The organism is Longimicrobium sp. (assembly GCA_036389135.1).
Lineage (GTDB): Bacteria > Gemmatimonadota > Gemmatimonadetes > Longimicrobiales > Longimicrobiaceae > Longimicrobium.
Genome location: DASVQP010000014.1, coordinates 1 through 22,685, shown reverse-complemented (window position 1 = coordinate 22,685; position 22,685 = coordinate 1). Strand labels below are relative to the sequence as shown.

Here is a 22,685-nt window from a genome sequence, read left to right as displayed (position 1 = left end):
GGCGGACACGTCGCGCAGCTGCACCGTCAGGTTGCCGGCCAGCTGGTTCACGTTGTCCGTCAGGTCCTTCCACGTGCCGGCGACTCCGGGCACCTCCGCCTGGCCGCCGAGCACGCCCTCCGTGCCCACCTCGCGCGCCACTCGGGTCACTTCGGATGCGAATGCGCTGAGCTGGTCCACCATCGTGTTGATGGTGTTCTTGAGCTCCAGCATCTCGCCCTTGACGTCCACCGTGATCTTTTGCGACAGGTCCCCGTTGGCCACCGCGGTGGTGACGAGGGCGATGTTTCGCACCTGGCCGGTCAGGTTGCCGGCCATGAAGTTCACCGCGTCCGTCAGGTCCTTCCACGTCCCCGCCACGCCCGGCACGCTCGCCTGCCCGCCCAGCACCCCTTCCGTACCCACTTCACGCGCCACCCGCGTCACTTCCGATGCAAAGGCGCTCAGCTGGTCCACCATGGTGTTGATGGTGCCCTTGAGCTCCAGCAGCTCGCCCTTCACGTCCACGGTGATCTTGCGAGACAGGTCGCCGCGCGCCACGGCCGTGGTCACGTCGGCGATGTTGCGGACCTGCGCCGTGAGGTTCGACGCCATGAAGTTCACGGAGTCGGTGAGGTCCTTCCACGTGCCGGCCACGCCGGGCACGTTGGCCTGGCCGCCCAGCCGCCCCTCGGTGCCCACCTCGCGTGCCACCCGCGTCACTTCGGATGCGAAGGCGCTGAGCTGGTCCACCAGGGTGTTCACCGTGGTGCCGATGCGCAGGAACTCGCCCTGCACCGACTTGCCGTCGATCTCCAGCACCATCTTCTGCGTCAGGTCGCCGCGCGCCACGGCGGTCAGCACGCGGGCCACCTCGGTGGTGGGCTGCGTGAGGTCCACGATCAGCCCGTTGACCGCCTCCAGCTGCTGCGCCCACCCGCCGGTGACCGGCCCCGCCGAGGCGCGATCGGACATCTGCCCTTCGCGCCCCACGGTGGTCGCCACCCGCGTCATCTCGCGCGAGACGCGGTCGTTGATGGAGGCGATCTCGTTGAACGTCTCAAAGATCTCGTCCATCAGCGGGTCGCTGGTGTCCGGCAGGCGCACGGTGAAGTCGCCCGCGCGCATCGCCCGCATGGCCGTCAGCAGGCGGCGCATGGGGAGCACGCCGCCATCCGCGCCGCCGGGAACCGCGGGGCCGCCGTTGCCGCCGCGGCCCCTGCCGCGCGCGGTGCCGGCGCCGTTCCCGGCGCCTCCGTTGCCGCGTGGCGCCCTCACCGGCGGAGGCGGCACCGCCTCCGCGTCGGCGGGGGGAGCCACGGGTGCCGTGGGGGCACGGCCGCGGATGCGCCGCCCCGGCGCGGGAACGGGCGCGGCCTCGGGCTGGCCGTTCCCCTGCGCGGAAGCCCCATCGCCGTCGCCGGCGGGGGTGAGGTTCGTCGGAGTGTCGTTCACGGGATCCACGGGCGGCTCCTGCTGCACGGGGTATTCGAATCGGGGGGACGCCACGCGCGGCGTCCCGTGTCGCAGACGGGCAATCGCCCTCTCGCACCGCGGGGGCGCGGCCGGGCGCTGCTTTTGGGCTGTCGCTGCTCGGCGGAGCGGCGCGCGGGGCGCCGCGATGCATCCGCGGCCCTCACGATACTACACGGAGGGCCGCCGGACCATGGGGGGACGCGCCGGATGCGCGCCGCTGAGGAAACGTACGTATCCCGCGATGCAACCCGCGGGCCAGCGGCGGGCGCCCTTCCCGGCTGGCGTGCACCCCCGCCGCGCCCTACAATACCGCCCGCCGGGGCGGCCCCCCGGACTTCTACACCGGAGAGCGGATGATGGATACGGCGGCATCGGGGTGGTACTACGCGCTCAACGGCGAACGGGTCGGTCCCCGATCGCTGGAGGAGGTGCGCTCCCTGGTGGCCAACGGAGTGCTCGACGCGGACTCGCTCGTTTGGACGGACGGGATGCGCGAGTGGGCGCGCGTGGGCGACTTCTCCATCCTCTCGCCCACCTGGGTGCAGCCCGCCTCCGCCCCCGCCCCCCGCGCCGAGGCGGAGTGGACCCCCGCCGAAGCGCCCGCGCCCCGCGCCAGCTACGCGCCGCGCCCCTGGCTGCGGCTCGGCGCTCGGCTGACGGACATCCTGGTGTGCCTGTTCGTGATGGGAGGCGTGGCGAGCGCCATCCCCGCCATCGCCGCGCGCATGCCGACGGACCCGACGGCGATCAGGGCGGCCGACCAGTTCCTGATGACCGCGGTGCTGGGAGTGCTGGTGGTGCTGCTGGAGGGGCTGCTCCTGCACCTGTTCGGCACCACGCCGGGCAAGTCGCTGTTCGCCGTGCGGGTCACCACGGCGGAGGGTGGTCGGCTCTCGCTGGGGCAGTCGTTCCAGCGGGCGGGGCGGGCGTGGGTGCTCGGCATGGGCGCGGGACTCCCGATCCTGACCATCCTGGTGCCGATCGCCAGCTACTTCCGCCTCACCGCGCGCGGCCGCACCACCTGGGACGAGGCCATGGACCTGCGCGTGGAGCACGGCGAGATGACCCCGGGCCGCGCACTGGCGATCGCGGGTTTCCTCCTCATGCTGCTGCTGATGCTCGGCTCCGCGATGAGCGGGATGAGCGGGATGGCGGGGCGGTGAGGGGCCGGAGGGCCCCCTCCCCCCGGCCCCCTCCCCCGCCTGCGGGGGCGCAGGGCGGGTGAGGGGGAGAACTCCGCGCTGTTCGCACAGATCTCTCGTAGAGGCGCGATTCATCGCGCCCGTGTCACGGGCTACGCCGATGCCCGCCCACACGCGCCGATCCGGTACCCACCGCCCGCCGCGCCGCGACCCCTGCTTCACCCACCGTCCCGTAGGGGCGCGATTTGTCGCGCCCGCCCCCCGCCCCGCATCGTCCCCCGCATTCCACCACACCGCACCCGTCGGGGCCGCCCCACGTGGCTGCCCGTGCCCGCCCCGGCTCCGCCGCCAGCCGCCACCCACCAGAACAAACCCCCGTGGCGCAATGCCGCAGGGGTTCGTCGTCCCGTCGCACGCTCACCGATGGCAGGCGTCGAGCAGAGACTCCTTGCCTTGAGGGCATTCGGTTGCGAGGTCGAGCTGCTGGACGCCGGCACCCCGCGCGGCCTCCGCCAGCACGAGCAACCGGGCGTATGGGGCATCGCGATCGGCCGTCACGTACAGCCGCGTCGCGCCGGGCCTGGAGGCGACAAGCGCACGCACTCTCTCGGACAGATCCGCATCACCCACGGGCATCCACTCCGAACTCTCCAGCAGATGGAACCTGCCGTCTTCATTGATCGCCGCCGTGAGCGGGTTCGCGCCGACGGGGAGGCCGGTCGATGCAGTCGGAAGGTATGGGCCGCCGGGAGCCGGCGTAAAGACCATCGCGAGCACCAGGAGAAGGACGCTCAAGAACGCCAGCGGCAACAGCGTGGAAGGTCCAAGATGGATCGGCTTCCTGGTCATCGACGTCATGTTGCCCTCGGCTTTGCGGTGTTCGCGGTATATGCGCGTCATCGGAACGCCTCAGCACAGCCACTTCTGCCCCTCAGCAGCTCAACGTGCAGCCGCCGCGTCGCGCACGCGCCCGCCGAACGACCGGCCGACGGCTCCCGCGAGCGGCGAGAGGAGCGTGGCGGCGATGACGAAGCGCAGGTAGTACCAGATCAGGCGCACGGCCATGTCCGACGGAGGCTCGCAGCTCCAGCACTCCGCGATCTCGAAGTTCATCCCCGTCGATGGGAAAGCCTGCTCCAGTCCCGCCGCGCGCGCCAGGATCGTCACGACCAGCGAGGCGAGCGCACCCATCGCGGCGGCGGCGGCGGCGTAGCGCGCCGTACGCTCCGTCCAGGGGGTTTCCTGCCGCCGCGCGAACCAGGCGGTGGAAAGCGCGAAAACGAGGATGATGTACGCGAGAGCCACCCCGGTGATCTCGTCCATCTGCACCGCACCGCCGGGCAGCACGGGGACGATGCCGGCGGGCGCGTAGAGCGCGGCCGCGATCAGGACGGGCCGGAGAGGCACGGGGGGCGGTGCCGCGGAGAGGCTGGTGAGCACGATGATCGATCCTGCGCTGAGAGTCGGAAGGGGTCAGGGCAGCAGCCCGAGAACGAGGCCGGTGATGGAACCAGCGAGGAAGCCGAGCGCGACCTCGGCCCAGCCGTGGCGGCCCAGAGCCACCCGCGCCCAGGCGAGCAGCGGCAGCACGAGCGCGAGCAGCCATCCGGCCGGCAACCCGCGAGACAGCAGCACCGCCGTCGCCAGCGATGCCGCCGCCATGTGCAGTGACACCTTGATCCACGGCGTCACCGCCGCGCAGAGCGCCACCATCGCCAGGGCGCCAATCGCCCCGCGCAGCAGGGGCGAGTCCGGATGCGCGACGGCCAGGTACCCGAGCAGCGCCAGGAGACCGGCGCCGCCCACCAGAAACAGCACGGGCCGCTCGTGCGGGTGCGACGCATCCACATTCGTCCACGCTCCGCTGCGCACCTGCCGCCGCATCAGCACCGCGAGCGGGAGGAACGCGAGCAGCGCCACCGTCGCGACGCTCCGCGCCGCCGCGCCCCAGCCCCGGTCGAGCTCCACGGCGCCCACCATCACCAGCGTCGTCACGAATGGATGGGCGAGGATCGACACCCATCGCGCCAGGCTGGTCATAGAGAGTGGGGCAAAGAACTGGATGTCCTTCAACGGCCTACACGTGGATGTCCGCGGCGAGCAGCAGCAGCATGAAGATGCCGAAAAGCAGGTACAGGCAATTCAGCACGATCCCGGTCCATGCGAGCGGGTTCCCCGGATGCCGTCTCACGTACAGCACGCCCAAGCGGGCGCCATAACAGCTTCCGAACGGGATGGCGAACCAACCGATCCCGAGCAGGGGCTCGATCAACAGGCCGATAGGGCGGAGGTGCAGGTAGACGCCCAGCAGGAAAAAGATCGGCCATGTGGCGATTTGGGCTGAAAGCAAAATCACCCAGACCGCCAGCGATCCGCCGGCGCTCGCAGCATTCACCGTGTGCCGTGGCGGCTCCAGATGAGGCACCCGGTCTAGCGGGAGTGGAGCCTCCCATTACGGAGCCCCGTGCCCGGTTTGCGTCTGGAGCAACGGCAGGAGGCCATCCGGCACGAGGCGTTCCGGGCCTGACGAGAGCGCCTCGATGGAGACCCAGCGAGCGGGCTCCCAGCCGGTTCCGGCTTCGGTCACCGGCAGCTCGGGGCGCTCGTACCACGAGCGATCGCTGAACCGCGCGTCAAAGACGAAGATGATCTCGTGCCCGGCACCTCCGGCGTACTCGAACAGGTTCTCCAAGACGCCGAGAAGGCGCGGTTCCTCGATCGTTCCGCCCAGCTCCTCCGCGATCTCGCGGCGCAGCGCGGTTTCGGCGCGCTCGCCAAACTCCACCCCGCCGCCGAGCGGCCGGTAGAACGGCTCGCCGGTCGCCGGATCGGCGCCGCGCGCCACCAGGATTCGGTCGCCCTCCTGAAAAACCGCGATCGCGAGGACTCGGATGCCGCCTGGCATCGCCGCTAGACGGGAGCCCAGAGATCTCTCCGCGGCCGGCGAGCCAGCGTGAACAGCCCCGTCGTCGTGGTGCGGCGCGCCCGTTCGTCGTAGTAGTCCACGTCGTCGTGCTCGGCATGAAGCGCGAACACCACCTGGTCGGCCGCCACCTGGCGAACGGTCCAGCTCAGCGCCACATCCTCCGCGTGGGAGCTAAAGTACGCGCGGGCGACGCCTCTTCCTTCCACGTTCTCGTCTCCCACACTCCGCGCCTGGAGCGTGAGCCCTTCGCGCAACTCCTCCCCAACCGGAACATCCGCGAGCGAGAACTTGGCATTTTCCGGAAACCCGTCCTCCAGGAGCGGAACCGTCTCCACCGAGACCGTGATGGCGCCACCCTCGACCGCGTACCCGCCGCGCTCCAGGCGGTAGACGATGTCCCCGTCCTGGTGCTGAATCGTCAGAGTATCCATCTGATTATTGGTGGGTGCAGGACAGGGCGCGAGCGCGGACGCAACATGTGAGGCGGGAGAATACCCATCGTATGGTGACATCCGTTCACGCACAAGTGATTACGGGCGGCCGGATGCATTCAGCATGCACCCAACGAGTCACTTGCGAGAATAAGGTTTGCAGTGTAAAGTACTTCGCAGGTGGCAAGCGTCGTAACGAGCACTGAACGAGGTGATCACCATGTCGAGCCTGGTCAACGTCCTGTATCCTCTTCCCGACATCCGGCGCACTCCGCTCTCCACCGTGCGCTGGTGGGAGTCGCGCCGCCTGACGTTCAACAAAGCGGTGGGCGCCGCCGGCCTGGTGACGCTCGCGGGGATGTCGTTCTTCTTTGCGCTCCCTCCTTTCTCCTCGCCCATGCCGCTGGGGTTCATGCTGGCGGGCGTGGCGGCGTACGGAATCGCGGCGAACGTGTGCTACACGCTGGGGTGGATGATCGAGCTGCTGGCCCGCGCCGCGTGGGGGCGAAGCGCGCCGGACATGGGCCCGCTCGCTTTCCGGCAGGGTGTGATCTTCTCCGTCGGCCTGACGCTCATGCCGCTGCTGCTGTCCGCGGCGCACTGGATGGGGCGGTGCGTGGCGTGGGTGGTGGGGTGAGTGCCCCCTCCGCCCGGCCCCCCTCCCCCGACTGCGGGGGCGCAGGGAGAATGAGGGGGAGAACTACCCTGCGGGTTGCACGGATCTCGTAGGGGCGCGATTCATCGCGCCCGTGTCACGGGCTGCTCCGACGCCCGCCCCTCCCGGTTCGTCGTCGGACTTGTCGCGGCGGTCCCGCCGTGAGACGATCTCTCATGCATTTCGGCGGGTTGCGGCGCCGGGGCGGGCACGGGCAGCCACGTGGGGCTGCCCCTACGGGTTTGGTGTTGCGGCGCGGGGTACGAGGCAGGGGGCGGGGGTGGGCGCGATGAATCGCGCCCCTACAGGTCGGTGCGTGATGCAGGGGTCGCGGCGAGGCGCGCGGTGGGCAGACACACGCAGGTCTGCACTTACCAGATTGGCGCGAGTGAAGAAAGATCGCCTCACCGACGCATCGGTGAGGCGATTTCACGGGCGGGGTGGGATTCGAACCCACGGTAGGGGGTCGCCCTACGGCAGTTTTCAAGACTGCTCCGTTAGACCGCTCCGGCACCCGCCCAGGCGGAATCTCGAGCGACAAATCTTCCAGATACATGGGGGCAAGTCAACCGGGGGCGTTGATCGTGAGAGCCTCGCGGGTATATTGGGCGCCAGCTCCGCACGTGTTTTCACTTGAAGCGCACCCGATGCTCCTGTCCCTACGCGCCGCACTCGCGGCGCTTGCTGTTCTCGTGTCCGGCACCGCGGCGGCGCAGGCTCCGGTTGTGCCCCTGGCGCAGGCGAGGGCCGCCGTGGTCGCGGCGGACACGCCCAGGGCCTCCGAGAAGCCCGTCGCGGTGCGGCCGAACGGGGAGCGGTGGGCGCAGATCACGGCGGCGGCGGCGAACGCGCGGCCGGCGCGCTTCCCCATCGGGCGCGGGCACAGCGGGCCGGCGGTGCTGAGGGGGCAGGTGCTGCTGGACCGCGCGCTGTTCTCGCCGGGGATGATCGACGGGCGCTGGGGGCACAACACGCAGACGGCGATCTACTGGATGCAGGTGCGCGAGGGACTTCCCGCCACCGGTGCGGTGGACACGGCTACGATGCAGCGGCTGGAGGCGCTGGCCGGGAGCCCCGACACCATCGTGCACCGGCGCGAGCTGAAGGCGGAGGACGTGCGCGGGCCCTTTACGCGCATCCCGGAGAACATCTACCAGCAGGCGAAGCTGGCGTGCTCGTGCTATGAATCGCTCACCGAGAAGCTGACGGAGAGCTTCCACGTGCACGCCGATCTGCTGCGCAAGCTGAACCCCGGCGTAAAGCTGGACAGCCTGCGCGCGGGCGACACCATCACCGTGCCCGCGGTGCGGCCGATGGACGTCCCCGTGACTGAGCCGGTCGCCGAGCTGTGGGTGTCCGGGAGCGGGAAGTACGTGCATGCGATGAGCGCGGCGGGGCGCATCCTCCTCCACTTCCCCACCACGCTGGGAAGCACCTTCGACCCGTCGCCGCAGGGCGACTTCACGGTGGCGTCGGTGCACGCGGACCCGTGGTGGCACTACCAGCCCCGCATCCTCGCCCACGTCCCCGATGACCGGCCGGACGCCAGGATCCCGCCCGGGCCCAACAACGCCGTCGGCCGCGTGTGGATGGCCCTGACGGCGCCGCACTACGGCATCCACGGGACGAAGTCGCCGGAGACGATCGGGTACGCGACGTCTGCGGGATGCGTGCGGCTCACCAACTGGGACGCGCTCTTCCTGAGCCGACGGGTGACGCCGGGGACGCCCGTCCGCTTTCGCGACACTCGTCCGCCGGACGCGCAGCCCACGGGAAGCGCGGCTCCGCGCACCCCCGCGGCCCGCCCGGACAGCGCATCGGCCATTCGCCGCGACACCGCGGCGGCACCGGAACGCCGCGACAGCGTTCCCGCGCGTCCGCCGGCCCCGCCGCGCTGAGCCTTCGGCCCGAAACCTGCCAGCCTGTACCATTCGCCCGTCCCGTGCCGTGCCGCCGGGGCGGGCGAATCGCATCTCACCCGAAAGGATGGCGCCATGAAGCGGACGTACCTGTGGGCCCTTGCCGTCGTCGCGCTGGGCGCGTGCTCGGACGGGGACGGCGACGCCGCCGCGAAGGCGCCGGACGCACCCCTCCAGACCGCGCAGGGGGACAGCGTCGTGGCGGACCTGCCGCCCGTGGTGGAGCGCGAGCTGACGCCGGAGGAGCTGGAGCGCGGCCGCAACTCGAACGAGTGGACGAGCGTGGTGCAGCTCGACACCACCGGCGGCGGAATGGCGGTGACGAATCCCGAGAAGTGGGAGATGATCACCACCGAGCAGATGAACACCGGCGCGGCCTTCCTCCCGCTGGGCGGCGAGGTGGGAGGCCCCTCGGTGTACCGCGTGCAGATCCTCCTGGACCGCGCGCTCTTTTCGCCCGGGATGATGGACGGGCGCTGGGGGAAGAACACCGCCAAGGCCGTGTACTTCTTCCAGCAGCGCGAAGGGCTGCGCACCACCGGCCGCGTGGACTCCGCCACCTACGACAAGCTGGCCGAGGCCGCGGGCCGCCCCCAGCAGCTCGTGGTGGCGCACACGCTGACCGCCGAGGACGTGAAGGGCCCCTTCATCGAGATGCCGGACAGCATCTACGACCAGGCCAAGCTGGACTGCTCCTGCTTCGAGTCGCTCACGGAGCAGCTGACCGAGACCTTCCACACCTCGCCTGAGCTCCTCGCCAAGCTCAACCCGGGAGTGGAGCTGGACGGATTGCAGGCGGGGCAGACGCTGAACGTGCCCAACGTGCGCGATCCGGACGCGCGGGTGCAGGGGCAGGTCGCCGAGCTCGCGGTCTCGGGCCGCGGCAGCTACCTGCACGCGCTGGACGCGAACGGGCGCATCCTCTACCACTTCCCGTCCACGCTGGGCGGGACGTACGAGCCGTCGCCGCAGGGCGAGTTCATGGTGACGCGCGTGACGAAGAAGCCCTGGTGGCACTACCAGCCGAAGCTGCTGGCGAAGGTGCCCGACGACCGCCCGGACGCGCGCATTCCGCCGGGGCCCAACAACGCCGTGGGGATGGTGTGGATGTCGCTCTCCGCCCCGCACTACGGCATCCACGGGACCAAGGCGCCCGAGACGATCGGCTACGCGACGTCGGCGGGGTGCATCCGGCTCACCAACTGGGACGTGCTCTTTCTGGCCGACCGGGTCAACAAGAACACCCCGGTGCGCTTCCGCGACATCCAGGGCCGCACCGGCGAGCAGGACGCCAGCGGCGCCGGCTCGCGCGTGGACTCGCTGAAGAAGGCGGAGTCAGGGGCCGGCAGCAGCGACACCTCGGCCTCGCGCAACGGCCGCCCGCGCAGCTAAGATCGTCACACAGAGGCGCAGAGAAGACAGCAAGAAGAGGAAGCGCTCCTCTGTGCCCTTGCAGTCTCCTCTGCGTCTCCGTGCGAGATGCAGTTGTGGACGAATGCGGGCCGGGGGCACACGCCTTGCGCCCGCGCCTGTTCTGAACCCGGTCCGCGGACCGGTGCAGCCGATGCCCGCAACCCCGATCTCACACGCATGCTCCACCCCCGGCGCACTCCCGCAGGCGCGCGGCCCATTCCGGCGCACGGCGAATGAAGCAGCCTTTCGAGCGGCTCCTCCTGGGTCACACCCTTGCGGCCCGCTACCGCGTGGACGAGGTGGTCGGCGCGGGGGGGATGTCCGTGGTGTTCCGGGGGCACGACCTCACGCTGGGGCGCCCCGTGGCGGTCAAGGTCGTGTCGATCCCCGCCGACTCGGACGGGATGCGCCAGAACCTGCGCGAGCGCTTTCGCCGCGAGGCGGCCTCGGCGGCCAGCATCCCGCACCATCCCAACGTAGTGCAGGTGTACGACTACGGCACCGACCCCGCGCTGGACCTGGACTTCATCGTGATGGAGCTGCTGCGCGGGCACGACCTCAAGGACCGCCTGGCCCGCGGCGCGCCGCCGCACGGCGAGGCGATGAGGATCGTGCGCGACGCGGCGCGCGGCGTGGCGGCGGGGCACCGCGCCGGCATCCTGCACCGCGACGTGAAGCCGGCCAACGTCTTCCTGGTGGGGACGGACGAGCTGGAGTTCGTGCGGGTGCTGGACTTCGGCATCGCGAAGCCGCTGAGCTCGCAGGGCGAGGACGCGCTGACCACCATCGGCCAGCTCCCCCACTCCCCCGCCTACGCATCGCCCGAGCAGCTCGACCCCGACCTGCCGGTGACCGCCGCGTCGGACGTCTACCAGCTGGGCCTGGTGGCATACGAGACGCTCACCGGCGAGCGCCCGTACACGCAGACGGAGCGCGAGCACGTGCGCGCCGGCGAGGAGATCCCGCTGCCGCTGACGGACCGCTGGGCCGCCGTCCCGGCCGGCGTGCGCGCGGTGATCGCGCAGTCACTGCGAACCGACGCCTCCGCCCGCTTTCCAGACGCCGCCGAGTTCGTGGAGGCGCTCGTCCGCGGCGAGGAGGAGAGGACGGTGCTGCACCCGGTCCCCGTCCCCATCGCCGCGGAGCCGGTCGCGCCGCCCCCCGCGCCCGAGCCCGTGGTGCCGGCCGCCGCGGAGCCCGCGCCGCCGGTCGTCGTGCTGCCCGCGCCCACGCTGCTGGGCGACGCGACGGTGGCGCACGCGGAGCCGGCCACGGTGACGCATCACGCGCCGCCCCCGCCCGTCCACCCGACGCCGGTGCGCTCGGAGCCGGTGGCTGCGGCGCCGAAGGCGGTACGCCGCAGCCCGCTGCTCCTGGCGATCCCGCTCCTCCTGCTGACGGTGCTCGGCCTCTGGGCCTTCAACCGCGGCGGCGACGAGGAGGCCACGGGCGTACCCGTCGCCGCCACCGACTCATCGGCGGTGGCGGGGCTGGACGAGACCTTTGCGGGCCTCCAGGGCGAGGCGGCGCAGGCCGCGCCGGCGGCCCTCCCCACGCGCGCCGCTCCGGGCGCGCCGGTCAAGACGCAGGAGCAGATCGCGGCCGAGGTGGAGCAGGTCGTGCGCGACCTCAACAATGCGTGGGTGCAGGGGGACATCAACCGGCACGTCGGCCACTATGCGAGCCGCGTCGACTACTACAACTCCAAGCGCCTCCCCCGCTCCGGCGTGCGCCGCGACCGCACGCGCGACCTGCGCCGCTACACCGAAGACCGTCAGATCGTCTTCCGCAGCATCGCCGTTACCTTCCTCGATCCGTCACGGGCGCGCGTGCTGGTGGACAAGGAGTGGACATTCCGCAGCAAGGAAAACACGCGGCAGGGGCGCGGAACGCAGGAATACCTGCTGAAGCGCGACGAGGACGACGGGAAGTGGTACGTGACCTCCGAGCAGCTCCTCAAGCGGATCGAGGAGAGCGTGCCGGCGGCGGCGGGGGCGGGGTTGTAGGCGGCAGGGAGGCTCCGGCGGCTGGTCGCCGGGGGATGAATCCCCCGGCTGGAACCACGGGAAGGCGACTGAAGCCGGCTCTAGAAACGCGATCTTAGACCCGGAGTCCGCGCAGGCGGACTTTGTGCTTTTGTTGCCGCGAGTTCACTCGCCCGATTCCCCCACCCCCGCCTCACCCCTTCCCCTTCTTCGTTTTGCCATTCCCCGCGCCGCGTTCGCGCGCACGGTCTTGCCCCTGTCCTCTCCCGCGGGGTGCCGCGCGAACGGTGGGTGCGGGGGCGCGCGTGACCGTGGCGGGCGCCGGCGAGCTGGCGGATCCCGCGGATGTAGAGGATCGCGCGGGCTCGGAGTTGGACCCGCCGGAGGGCGATCTCCCCTCGCCGTTCGGCTCATCCTCCCCGTCCGCAGACGACACGGTGGGGGCCGCGGAGGCGAGGGGTAGGGTCAGGCGACTCGCGACGATGAAGCCGCGCTCCCGGTTCCCACCGACGCGCACCGAGTCGCCGATCGAGAGGGTGGTGATGTCCGCGGCGAGGCTGTCGCTGGTGAGCACCGCCGTGACCGGGGTGACGACGACGCGCAGATCCGGAAGCTGCTCGTTCGCGGGGCGCACCAGGAGTGCCCGGTGATCCCCTGAGGCGGCGAGGACCACCCCGTCGGCATCCACGGTGGCGGGGAGGGCACCCTCGTTCATCATGCGGATGCCGTTGACGGTGACCGACTGCGCGCCGGTCAGCTCCACGGTGGACGGGAATGCGCGCCCGGAGCGCGCATCGGTGCGCAGCGCGTGGAGCACCGCGCGCGAACCCGGCGGAAGGTCCGCGATGTCGATCCGCCCCACCGTGTCGCCGCTCTGCAGCAGGCGCAACGAGATGGGGCTCGTCGCCAGCCCATCGATCTTGAACGCCTCGTCCCGCACCTCGGTGTCCACGCCCGCCTCCATGGCGAACACGCTCCCGGGCGGCGTGCCTCCCGGCGCGAAATCCCCCTGCACGGCGATGCCCTCCGCGCCGCCCCCGCACGCGGCGAGAATGGAGACTCCGGAGAGGGTGAAGAAGATGCGCATGATGACGGGGGTCGGGGGTGGCGAGTGAACTCGCTGCAACAATAGCACAAAGTCCGCCTGCGCGGGCTCCGGGTCCAACATCGCGCTTCTCAAGCCGGCTTTCAGCCGTCTTCCCGTCGTTCCAGCCGGGGGCTTCATCCCCCGCTGATACGGCGCCGGTGCTTTGCCGCGACCAACCCCAGGATCACTCGCCCCCGGTGAAGTGGCGGAAGCCGCGGTTGCGAAGCGGGGTGCGGTGCCCCTCGGGGTCCACCCACCACACGCCGTCGCCGTGGCCCACGCGGCCCACGGAGCGGAGAGACACGTCGAACCTCCTCTCGAACTCGCGGCAGAGGGGCTCCACGCTTCCCGCCGCGGCGGTGAAGCAGAGCTCGTAGTCCTCCCCGCCGCCGAGCGCCATCTCCACGGCGCGGGAGCGGGAGCGGGTGTGGAGCTGCACGGCGGGGTGAACCGGCACCAGCTCGCGCACCAGGAGGATGGCCACCCCGCTCGCCGCGGCCAGGTGCGCCGCGTCGCCCGCCAATCCGTCCGACAGGTCGAGCATGGCGGAGGGGAGCCCGCGCTCGGCCAGCCAGCGCGCCTCCTGCACGCGGGGGCGCGGCTCGGCGAAGCGGGGCCAGGCGCCCCGCGGGGGGCGACGCCCGGCCAGGAGGCGCTCCACGCACGCCGCCGCCGCGCCCAGCTCCCCCGTCACCCACACCTCGTCGCCCATGCGCGCGCCGGAGCGGAGGACGGGGTGCGACGCCTCGCCCACCACCGTCACGTCCAGCATCACGGGCCCGGGCGAGCGCGTGAGGTCGCCGCCCAGCAGCACCGCGCCCACCGACTCCGCGGCCCGCCGCACCCCCTCCATCACCTCCACCGCGAAATCCCCGGCATCGCCCCTGGGCACCGCCAGCGAGGCGAGCACGCCGATGGGCCGCGCCGCCATCGCCGCCAGGTCGCTGAGCGCCGCGGCGGCCGCGCGGTAGCCAATCCCCTCCGGCGGAAGCCAGTCGCGCCGGAAGTGGACCTCCTCCACACTCAGGTCGCTGGAGAGCACGATCCCCTCCCCCGCCACCACCGCGCCGTCGTCGCCGGGCCCCACGCGCACGTCGGGCCGCCCCGCCTGCGCGGGCGACAGAAATCGGCGGATGAGGTCGAACTCGGCGCCGGACCCCAGCAGGGCCGGCGCGACGGTGCCGCGCGGGCGGAAGGCAGGTGTAGGCATAGGGACGAAAGTCCTAAGTGCTGAGTCCTAAGTGCTGAGTCCCGAGCCCGCTACTTAGGACTCAGGACTCAGCACTTAGCACTGCAGTTCAATACGCCGGCGGATCGCTGGCGGGGAAGGACTCCTGCGAGCCCTCGGTAACCTTGTCGTGCGCGGCGGCATCGCGCGTCACGGCGCCGGTGGGCATCCCGCCCTCGATGGCCTCGGGCTCTTCCCTGCCGGTCAGGAGCTGGCGCAGGACGTACTGCAGGATGCCGCCGTGGCGGTAGTACAGCACCTCCTGCGGCGTGTCGATGCGGATGTACGCCCCGAACTCGCGCGTGGAGCCGTCCTCGGCGGTGGCCCGCACCGTCAGCTCGCGCGTCGCCAGGTGCCCGGCGATGGCGTCGGCAAGGCCCACGATGTCAAACGTCTCGCGGCCGCTGAGGCCCAGCGTCTCCGCGCTCTCGCCCTGCAGGAACTGGAGCGGCAGGATGCCCATCCCCACCAGGTTGGAGCGGTGGATGCGCTCGTAGCTCTCCGCGATCACCGCCTTGATGCCCTGCAGGAAGGGGCCCTTGGCCGCCCAGTCGCGCGACGAGCCGGAGCCGTACTCCTTCCCCGCAAGCACGATGGTCGGCGTGCCGTCCGCCTGGTAGCGCATGGCGGCGTCGTAGATCGTGGTGATCTCGTCGTCCGGAAAGTACGGCGCGTAGCCGCCCTCGGTGCCCGGCGCCAGGCGGTTGCGGATGCGCGTGTTGGCGAACGTCCCGCGGATCATCACCTCGTGGTTGCCGCGGCGGCTGCCGTACGAGTTGAAGTCCTTGGGATCGACCCCATGCTCCACCAGGTAGCGCCCCGCGGGCCCATCCTTTTTGATGCTCCCGGCCGGCGAGATGTGGTCCGTCGTCACGCTGTCGCCCAGCAGGGCGATGGCGCGCGCCCCCTGGATCTCCTGCACCGTCTCCGGCGCCTCGCGCGGCATGTCGTGGAAGTACGGCGGCTGGCGGACGTACGTCGAATCCGGCGCCCACTCGAAGCGGTCGCCCTCCGGCACGTCCATCGACTTCCACCGCTCGTCGCCCTCAAAGACCCCCGCGTAGCTGCTGCGGTACATCGAGCTCTCGATGGACGACTGGATCGTCGAAGCCACCTCGGTGGAGGTCGGCCAGATGTCCTTGAGGAAGACGGAGCGCCCTTCCTGGTCGGTGCCGATCGGCTCGTTGTACGGGTCCCAGTCGATGCGCCCCGCGATGGCGTACGCCACCACCAGCGGAGGCGACATCAGGAAGTTGGCGCGCACCTCCGAGTTGATGCGCCCCTCGAAGTTGCGGTTGCCGGAGAGCACCGAGCACGCCACCAGCTCGCGCCGCTGGATCTCCTCCGAAATCTCCGCGGGGAGCGGCCCCGAGTTGCCGATGCACGTCGTGCAGCCGTAGCCCACCGTCTGGAATCCCATCTGGTCCAGGTACGGCTGCAGCCCCGCGCGGTCGTAGTACTCCGTCACCACCTTGCTCCCCGGCGCCAGCGACGTCTTCACCCACGGCTTGCGGTTCAGGCCGCGCTCCACCGCCTTCTTGGCGAGAAGCCCCGCCGCGATCATCACCGACGGGTTGGAGGTGTTGGTGCACGAGGTGATGGCCGCGATCACCACCGAGCCGTGGTCGATGGAGGACTCCTCGGCGTGCGGGGATGCCTGCGCCGCCGCCTGCGAGGCCTCCGCGGCGCCCGACCCTTCGCCCCACACGCCTTCCGCCTTCTTCGCCTCGTGCTCCATGCCGATCGGCGCCGCGTCCTTGACCGAGGCCGGCGCGGCGTGCCCCTCGGGCAGGAGCGACGGCAGCGCCTCGGCGAAGGCGCGCTTCACGTCCGACAGGTTGATGCGGTCCTGCGGGCGGCGCGGCCCCGCGACGCTCGGCTGCACCGTGTTCAGGTCCAGCTCCAGCGTGTCCGTGAACACCGGCTCCGGCGACTCGCTGGTGTGAAAGAGCCCCTGCTCCTTCATGTACGCCTCCACCAGCGCGATCCGCTCCTCCGGGCGCCCCGTTAGGCGCAGGTACTGGAGCGTGGTCTCGTCTGGCGGGAAGATGGCGCAGGTGGCGCCGTATTCGGGGCTCATGTTGCCGATGGTGGCGCGGTCGGCCAGCGCCAGAGAGGCCACGCCGGGCCCGTAGAACTCCACGAACTTCCCCACCACGCCCTTCTTGCGCAGCAGCTCGGTGATGGTGAGCACCAGGTCGGTCGCCGTGGCGCCCTCGGGGAGCTCGCCGACCAGGCGGAAGCCGATCACCTCGGGGATGAGCATCGAGATGGGCTGGCCCAGCATCGCCGCCTCGGCCTCGATACCGCCCACGCCCCACGCCAGCACGCCCAGCCCGTTCACCATCGGCGTGTGCGAGTCGGTGCCCACGCAGGTGTCGGGGTAGGCCAGCGGAAGCCCCCCGCCCTGCAGGTTGGGGTTCTCGTCGGTGGAGAAGACGACGCGCGACAGGTACTCCAGGTTCACCTGGTGCACGATCCCGGTGTTGGGCGGCACCACGTTGAAGTTGGCGAACGCCTGCTGCCCCCAGCGAAGAAAGGCGTAGCGCTCGGCGTTTCGCTGGTAGTCCAGCTCCACGTTCTGCTCGAAGGCCTCCGCGGACCCGAATGCGTCCACCTGGATGGAGTGGTCGATCACCAGCTCCACCGGCTGCAGCGGGTTGATGCGCGACGGGTCGCCGCCCAGCTCGGCCATGGCGTCGCGCATGGCGGCCAGGTCCACCACGCAGGGGACGCCGGTGAAGTCCTGCAGCACGGTGCGCGCGGGGGTGAAGGCGATCTCGCGGTCGGGCGGGCTCTTGGGGTCCCACCCGGCCAGCGCCTCGATGTCGTCGCGGGTGACGGTGACGCCGTCCTCGGTCCGCAGCAGGTTCTCCAGCAGGATGCGCAGCGAGTACGGGAGGCGGCGGACGTCGCGCCCGCCGGTGTTCAGCGCGTCCAGGCGGAACATCTGGTACTCGCGGTCGCCCACGCGAAGCGTCGAACGGGCCCCAAAGCTATCGCTCATCACGTTCTCCTGTCTGGATATACGGTCCGGGATCGCGCCCGCGTCTGCCGGCGGCGCGCGGGGACAGTTTAGCCCCTGCGGCTCGCCCCCGAAAGGCGCCTTCCCGCACCGCTTTTCCCATGCCGCGCGCGGTGATTGCGCGTCCACCCGCGGCGTGCGTTATTTCCCGTGCGACGCATTCCGCACACACCCCGGAAATCGAGAGCCACGATGGGCCGTGAAGTGATCGTCATCGGCGACAAGGTGCTGGTGAAGCCGGAGGAAGAGAACAGCAAGACGCCCTCGGGGCTGTACCTCCCCCAGGGCGTCGCGCAGAAGGAGCAGGTGGCGGGCGGCTACGTGGTGAACGTGGGCCCCGGCTACCCCACCGCCGAGCCCCTGGCCGACAGCGAGCCGTGGAGCAGCGGCGGCGGCACGCGCACGGGCCTGCGCTACGTCCCGCTTCAGGCCCAAAAGGGCGACTTCGTCATCTTCCTCCGCAGCAACGCCGTGGAAGTGGAGATCGACGGCGGCACCTACCAGATCGTCTCCCACTCCGCCATCCTGCTGATCATCCGCGACAAGCTGCCGCTGGGGTGAGGGGCCCCCACCCCCGCTCGTCACCTCGCGGCCCCTCCCCCAATAACTACCTGGGGGAGGGGCGTACGCATGCATCCGTGCCGGGTGCCATCCTCCGCGCCCGCATGGATTCCGTAGGGGCGCGATTCATCGCGCCCGCCCACCGCCCCACCTCTACCCTCGCCCTCCGCACCAACCTCGCAGGGGCCGCCCCACGTGGCTGCCCGTGCCCCTCCCCCGCTCCGCCGCCCGCCTTCCACACCTCCTGACGCAACAACGAAAAAGGGAGAAGCACACCGGCCTCTCCCCCGAGTCCGCGCAGGCGGACTTTGTGCTGTTGTTGCAGCGAGTTCACTCGCCCGCCCCTATGGCACCGGCACCGGCGCTGGAGCCGGCGGCTCATCCCCGCCCCCGAGCCAATCCCCGAGGCCGCGCACCGCACGCCCCAGCCACCCGCCCTCGTCCTCCACGTGCAGCGGGCAGCTCTCCGCGGGCTCGGTGCCGGCGACGAAGTACTCCGTCTCCACCGACTCGCCCGGGCACGCCGCGGTGGCGAGCTTCCCGGATGCGCGGTCCACCGGCACGGCCACCAGGTCGGACGGAACGCCCCACGCCGCCGGCACCGCGCGCCGCTGGTAGTAGCGCGAGATCACGCGCCCCCACACCGGCGCCGCCAGCCCACCCCCGGACGCATTCGCCAGAATCGCCTGCGGCTTGTCGAACCCGAGCCACACCCCCGCCACCACGTCCGGCGTGAACCCCACGAACCAGACGTCCGCGCCGTCGTTGGTGGTCCCCGTCTTCCCCGCCGCGGGCACGTCGTACGGCAGCCCCGCCTGCCGCACCCCCGACCCCGTCCCTCGATCCACCACGCTGCGCATCATGGAAGTGGACAGGAACGCCACCCCCGGCGAGATCACCGTCTTCCGCGACACGGGCCCCTCGTACAGCACGCGCCCGTGCGCATCCTCCACCCGCCGGATCAGCCGCGGGCGCACGCTCGAGCCGCCGTTGGCAAAGGGAGCGTACGCCGCCACCAGCTCCAGCGGCATCACCGAAGCTGCGCCGAGGAAGGTGGAGGGGAGCGGCTGGATGGGCGTGCTGATCCCCATGTCATGCGCCGTCTTCACCACGCGCCCGGCACCCACCCGCTCCCCCAGCACCACCGCCGCCCGGTTGGACGACAGCCGCAGCGCGTCGCGCATGTCCACGGTGGCGCTGTCCGATACGTGGTCGCGCGGCCAGTAGGCGCCGCGCGCCACATCCGCGCCCGGCCCCAGCAGCGGCGTCGACACCGGGATGCCATCGGAGAGCGCGGCTGCGAAGACGAACGGCTTGAAGGCGGAGCCCGCCTGGCGCCTCGCCTGCGTCACCCGGTCGAACTGGCTGAGGGCGTAGTCGCGGCCGCCCACCAGCGCCCACACGTCGCCCGTGCGCGGGCTCATGGCCACGAAGAGCCCCTGCAGGCAACGCTCGGGCCTTCTGGTGCCGCCTGCGCACGATGCGTGGCGGAAGCGGCCGTGCTGCCCCTTCTCCACCGCGGCGATCTGCCGCCGCAGCTCCTGCTCGGCGTTCTTTTGGAGCACCGGGTCCAGGCTCGTGTACACGCGCAGCCCGTCCGTGTCCGCGCGCGGCCCGAAGCGCTCGCGCAGCTCGCGCCTCACCGCGGACACGAAGTACGGCGCCTCCCCCAGCGCCTCGGGCGGCGGGGCGAGCCCCAGCGGCTGCCCCTGCGCCATCGCCGCCTCGGTACCGGTGATGACGCCGGCGTCGGCCATCAGCCCAAGCACCAGGTTGCGGCGCCGCAGCGCCCCGTCCGCGTTGCGGCGCGGATCGTAGAACGAGGGCGCCTTGGGGAGCGCGGCCAGAGTGGCGGCCTCCGCCTCGGTCAGCTTCGCCACCGGCTTGCCGAAGTAGCCGCGCGCCGCCGCCTCCACCCCGTACTGCCCCTGCCCCAGGTAGATCTGGTTCAGGTACATCTCCAGGATCTCGTCCTTGGAGAACGCCCGCTCGATCCGCCGCGCCAGCACCACCTCCCACAGCTTGCGGCGGATGGTCTTCTCCCGCGACAGGTATTCGGGAAAGACGTTGCGCGCCAGCTGCATCGTCACCGTGCTGAACCCCTGCCGGTAGCTCAGCGTCTGGATGTCGCGCACCACGGCGCCGCCCAGCCGACGGTAGTCCACGCCGCGGTGGCGGTAGAAGCGCTTGTCTTCCACCGCCAGGAATGCCCCGGAGACGTGCGCCGGGATGCGCTCGATGGGTACCACCGTGCGGCGCTGCGGTGCCAGATACGCCACCAGCTTCCCGCCCCCGTCGAAGAGCTGGCTCGCCTGGGGCGGCTGGTACGTGCGCAGCGTGCCCACGGACGGACACGCCTCGCCCGTACAGCGCGGCCACAGGTACGCGAGCAGCCCGCCGCCGGCGCCGATGCCGAAGGCCAGCACCACCAGGAGCGCGCGCACGATCTTGCGGCGGCGGGAGGTGCCCGCGGCGCGGGCGGGGCGTGGCTTGCGGGGCATTCGGATGGGGAGCGGGGTGAAACCGGGACAGCCGGAATGCGAGGATGGAAGTTCGTACCGGGTGCGGCCGGGGATGTTCCGGTCCGAAGCTCACCCCCGCAGCCGGCGCCCTCCGTCCACAACGAGGATCTCCCCCGTCACGAAGTCGGCGCGCAGCAGGTAAAGGAGCGCCCCCACCACGTCGTCGGGCGAACCGAGCCGGCGCAGGGCGGCCGTGTTGGCGAGGCGCTCCAGCTCCGCTTCGTCCGTGTCGTCGGGGGGAAGCACCGCGCCCGGCGCGATCCCGACCACGCGCACCTCCGGCGCCAGCGCGCGCGCGGCCACGCGGGTCAGGTGCGCGATCCCGGCCTTGGAGATGCCGTGTGCGGTGTAGCGCGCCCACGCCTGGATCCCCGCCAGGTCGGCCATGTTCACCACCACCCCGCGCCGCTCGCGCAGGGTGGGCGCCAGGTGGCGGATGAGGAAGAAGGGCGCCTTGAGGTTCACGGCCATGGTGTGGTCCCACAGCGCCTCGTCCGTCTCCTCCAGCGCTTCCGGGGGAAAGACGGATGCGCTGTTCACCAGCACGTCCACCCCACCGAACGCCGCCACGGCCTCACGCGCCAGCCGCTCCACCTCGTCGCCGTGCGCCAGGTCCGCCCCGATGGCCACCGCCTCCCCGCCCTTGCCGCGGATCTCGTCCACCAGCTCGTCCGCAGGGCCGCGCGAGGAGTTGTAGTGCACCACCAGCCGCATCCCCTCCCCCGCCAGCGCGGACGCCATCGCCCTCCCCAGCCGCACCGCCCCCCCGGTGACCAGCGCCACCTTCCCATGCAGTTCCATCCGCCGCTCCGGCTCGGGGTGCGAGAACGGCCGTTTCACACAGAGACACAGAGGAGAACTGCAAGAAGACAAAGAGAGGTGTTTTCTCTCAGTTCTTCTTTCCGTCCCCTCTGTGTCTCTGTGTGAGGCGCGGTTGCCGTTCAGTCGTCCTGCTTGAATATCTTGAGGTTCGTGGAGTGCCCGGGAGCCAGGCGCGCCTTGGGGTTGAGGTAGCGCACCGCGTTGTTCACCGCGATGGCCGCCTCGCCGTAGCCGCACGAGATCAGCTCCAGCTTCCCCTCATAGTGCACGATGTCGCCGGCCGCCCACACACCCGGAACGCTGGTCTCCATCACCCCGTTGACCTTGATGGTGTTCTTCTCCAGCTCCAGGCCCCAGCGCGCGATCGGCCCCAGGTCCGGCTTGAAGCCCAGCAGCGCGATCACCGCGTCCGCATCGAGGTGGGTGTCCTCGTCCGTCTCGTTGTTGAAGATGGTGACGCGGGCCACGCACCCGTTCACCCCTTCCATCCCCCGCACCTCGTACGGCGTCAGCACCTGCACCTCGCCGCGCTCGGCGAGCCCCTGCATCTCCAGCACGCTGCTCTTGTGCGCGCGGAACTCGGGGCGCCGGTGGATGAGGGTGACGGAGCGGGCCACGCCGCGCAGCCCCAGCACCCAGTCCACCGCCGAGTCGCCGCCGCCCACGATCAGCACGCGCCGGTCGCGGAAATCCTCGATCTGGCGGACGTGCGTGTGCGCGCCGCCGCCGTCGCGGTAGTGGTCGTCCCACCCCGGGCACTCCAGCACGCGCGGGTTGAGGGCGCCCTTCCCCGCCGTGACGCACACGGTGCGCGTGAGGAACTCGCCCGCGGGGGTCACCAGGCGGAAGTGCCCGTCCTCCCGCACCATCTCCTGCACCTCGGCGCCGAGCACCACCTCGGGGCCGAACTGGGTGCCCTGCTCGATCATGTTGTTGGCCAGGTCCTTGGCCAGGATCTTCGGCAGCCCGCCCACGTCGAAGATGTACTTCTCCGGGTAGAGCGCCATGAGCTGCCCGCCGAGCTGCGGAAGCGCGTCCACGATGCGGCACGAGATCCCGCGCAGCCCTGCATAGAAAGCGGCGTACAGCCCGGTGGGCCCGCCGCCGATGACGGTGATGTCCGTGATGTTCGCGTCGCTCACGCGTGTGCTCCAGAGTGGCTGGGTCGCTGGCCCGCGAGCGCCCCCGGCCGGGGCGGCGAGCCGCGCTCCATATAGAGAACGGGCGCGGCCCACGCAAGGAGCCGGGCGCGCCACGCCGCGCATTGCAGCGTGCAAGAATCCTTGCAAGATGGCGCGCGCCAAACCGGCCTTCAGCCGCACCCCAAACGCCTAACTCACACCGCCGCAACCACTTGCATTTTGCGCCACGCATGGCGTGCGCGTTGCCTTAGAGGAGTCCGACAGCACGATGGAGTGCTGCGGTACCCAACCCACTCTACTCTCTCTGGAGCATCACCATGCGCAACCTCCGCAACCGCGACGGCTTCACCCTGATCGAGCTCATGATCGTGG

19 protein-coding genes and 1 tRNA gene are annotated in these 22,685 nt (G+C 71.1%); 6 read left to right on the top strand and 14 right to left on the bottom strand.

Going from position 1 to position 22,685, the window contains the following annotated elements; all coding sequences use genetic code 11:
• A partial coding sequence (locus VF584_02680) for a HAMP domain-containing protein (protein HEX8209065.1) occupies positions 1 to 1,443 on the bottom strand: 1,443 nt, incomplete at its 3' end.
• A gap of 365 nt (positions 1,444 to 1,808) precedes the next feature.
• Between VF584_02680 and VF584_02675 the strand changes: the two genes are divergently transcribed.
• The gene (locus tag VF584_02675; protein ID HEX8209064.1) at positions 1,809 to 2,618 is read left to right on the top strand and encodes an RDD family protein; all 810 of its coding nucleotides are present in this window, start codon (positions 1,809 to 1,811) and stop codon (positions 2,616 to 2,618) included.
• Between the two features lie 396 nt (positions 2,619 to 3,014).
• On the opposite strand, the gene VF584_02670 is transcribed toward VF584_02675, so the two are convergent.
• From VF584_02670 to VF584_02645, 6 genes are read right to left on the bottom strand one after another with little or no spacing between them, the layout of a single operon-like run.
• Complete coding sequence (locus VF584_02670; GenBank protein ID HEX8209063.1) at positions 3,015 to 3,497, bottom strand: biopolymer transporter ExbD; 483 nt, start codon at positions 3,495 to 3,497, stop codon at positions 3,015 to 3,017.
• A 39-nt stretch (positions 3,498 to 3,536) separates the two neighbouring features.
• Entirely contained in the window at positions 3,537 to 4,037 is a 501-nt protein-coding gene (locus VF584_02665; protein ID HEX8209062.1) for a hypothetical protein, read from the bottom strand.
• Between the two features lie 33 nt (positions 4,038 to 4,070).
• The gene (locus VF584_02660; GenBank protein ID HEX8209061.1) at positions 4,071 to 4,670 is read right to left on the bottom strand and encodes a hypothetical protein; all 600 of its coding nucleotides are present in this window, start codon (positions 4,668 to 4,670) and stop codon (positions 4,071 to 4,073) included.
• Between the two features lie 4 nt (positions 4,671 to 4,674).
• Entirely contained in the window at positions 4,675 to 4,992 is a 318-nt protein-coding gene (locus tag VF584_02655; protein ID HEX8209060.1) for a hypothetical protein, read from the bottom strand.
• 57 nt (positions 4,993 to 5,049) lie between these two features.
• On the bottom strand, positions 5,050 to 5,502 hold the full coding sequence (locus tag VF584_02650; protein ID HEX8209059.1) for an NUDIX domain-containing protein: 453 nt from the start codon (positions 5,500 to 5,502) through the stop codon (positions 5,050 to 5,052).
• A gap of 5 nt (positions 5,503 to 5,507) precedes the next feature.
• Positions 5,508 to 5,954, bottom strand: a complete 447-nt coding sequence (locus VF584_02645) for a hypothetical protein (GenBank protein ID HEX8209058.1) — start codon at positions 5,952 to 5,954, stop codon at positions 5,508 to 5,510.
• 220 nt (positions 5,955 to 6,174) lie between these two features.
• Here VF584_02645 and VF584_02640 point away from each other — a divergent pair, with 220 nt between their 5' ends.
• Positions 6,175 to 6,591, top strand: coding sequence for a hypothetical protein (locus VF584_02640; protein ID HEX8209057.1), 417 nt, complete (start codon positions 6,175 to 6,177; stop codon positions 6,589 to 6,591).
• Positions 6,592 to 7,041: 450 nt separating this feature from the next.
• Here VF584_02640 and VF584_02635 read toward each other — a convergent pair.
• Positions 7,042 to 7,129: transfer RNA gene (locus VF584_02635), tRNA-Ser, on the bottom strand.
• A gap of 127 nt (positions 7,130 to 7,256) precedes the next feature.
• Here VF584_02635 and VF584_02630 point away from each other — a divergent pair.
• The 3 genes from VF584_02630 to VF584_02620 all read left to right on the top strand — a co-directional run bounded on the left by VF584_02630 (position 7,257) and on the right by VF584_02620 (position 11,947).
• Positions 7,257 to 8,507 (top strand): L,D-transpeptidase family protein, encoded by a 1,251-nt coding sequence (locus VF584_02630; protein ID HEX8209056.1) that lies wholly within the window; start codon positions 7,257 to 7,259, stop codon positions 8,505 to 8,507.
• A gap of 96 nt (positions 8,508 to 8,603) precedes the next feature.
• The gene (locus VF584_02625) at positions 8,604 to 9,920 is read left to right on the top strand and encodes a L,D-transpeptidase family protein (GenBank protein HEX8209055.1); all 1,317 of its coding nucleotides are present in this window, start codon (positions 8,604 to 8,606) and stop codon (positions 9,918 to 9,920) included.
• A gap of 254 nt (positions 9,921 to 10,174) precedes the next feature.
• Positions 10,175 to 11,947, top strand: coding sequence for a serine/threonine-protein kinase (locus tag VF584_02620; protein ID HEX8209054.1), 1,773 nt, complete (start codon positions 10,175 to 10,177; stop codon positions 11,945 to 11,947).
• A 172-nt stretch (positions 11,948 to 12,119) separates the two neighbouring features.
• Here the strand turns inward: VF584_02620 and VF584_02615 are convergent, their stop codons facing one another.
• The 3 genes from VF584_02615 to acnA form a co-directional block, all read right to left on the bottom strand.
• Positions 12,120 to 13,013: a hypothetical protein gene (locus VF584_02615; GenBank protein ID HEX8209053.1), complete on the bottom strand. Its 894-nt coding sequence runs from the start codon at positions 13,011 to 13,013 to the stop codon at positions 12,120 to 12,122.
• 184 nt (positions 13,014 to 13,197) lie between these two features.
• A complete protein-coding gene (thiL, locus tag VF584_02610; protein HEX8209052.1) occupies positions 13,198 to 14,223 on the bottom strand; it encodes a thiamine-phosphate kinase in 1,026 nt (341 codons plus the stop codon).
• A gap of 88 nt (positions 14,224 to 14,311) precedes the next feature.
• Positions 14,312 to 17,248 carry an aconitate hydratase AcnA gene (acnA, locus tag VF584_02605; GenBank protein HEX8209051.1) on the bottom strand — a complete coding sequence of 979 codons (2,937 nt, stop codon included), beginning with the start codon at positions 17,246 to 17,248 and terminating at the stop codon, positions 14,312 to 14,314.
• 210 nt (positions 17,249 to 17,458) lie between these two features.
• Here acnA and VF584_02600 point away from each other — a divergent pair, with 210 nt between their 5' ends.
• Complete coding sequence (locus VF584_02600) at positions 17,459 to 17,827, top strand: co-chaperone GroES family protein (protein ID HEX8209050.1); 369 nt, start codon at positions 17,459 to 17,461, stop codon at positions 17,825 to 17,827.
• A 344-nt stretch (positions 17,828 to 18,171) separates the two neighbouring features.
• On the opposite strand, the gene VF584_02595 is transcribed toward VF584_02600, so the two are convergent.
• The 3 genes from VF584_02595 to VF584_02585 form a co-directional block, all read right to left on the bottom strand.
• The gene (locus VF584_02595; protein ID HEX8209049.1) at positions 18,172 to 20,328 is read right to left on the bottom strand and encodes a PBP1A family penicillin-binding protein; all 2,157 of its coding nucleotides are present in this window, start codon (positions 20,326 to 20,328) and stop codon (positions 18,172 to 18,174) included.
• A 90-nt stretch (positions 20,329 to 20,418) separates the two neighbouring features.
• Complete coding sequence (locus VF584_02590; GenBank protein ID HEX8209048.1) at positions 20,419 to 21,150, bottom strand: SDR family oxidoreductase; 732 nt, start codon at positions 21,148 to 21,150, stop codon at positions 20,419 to 20,421.
• A gap of 140 nt (positions 21,151 to 21,290) precedes the next feature.
• Positions 21,291 to 22,313: an NAD(P)/FAD-dependent oxidoreductase gene (locus VF584_02585; GenBank protein HEX8209047.1), complete on the bottom strand. Its 1,023-nt coding sequence runs from the start codon at positions 22,311 to 22,313 to the stop codon at positions 21,291 to 21,293.
• Between the last annotated feature and the right edge of the window lie 372 nt (positions 22,314 to 22,685).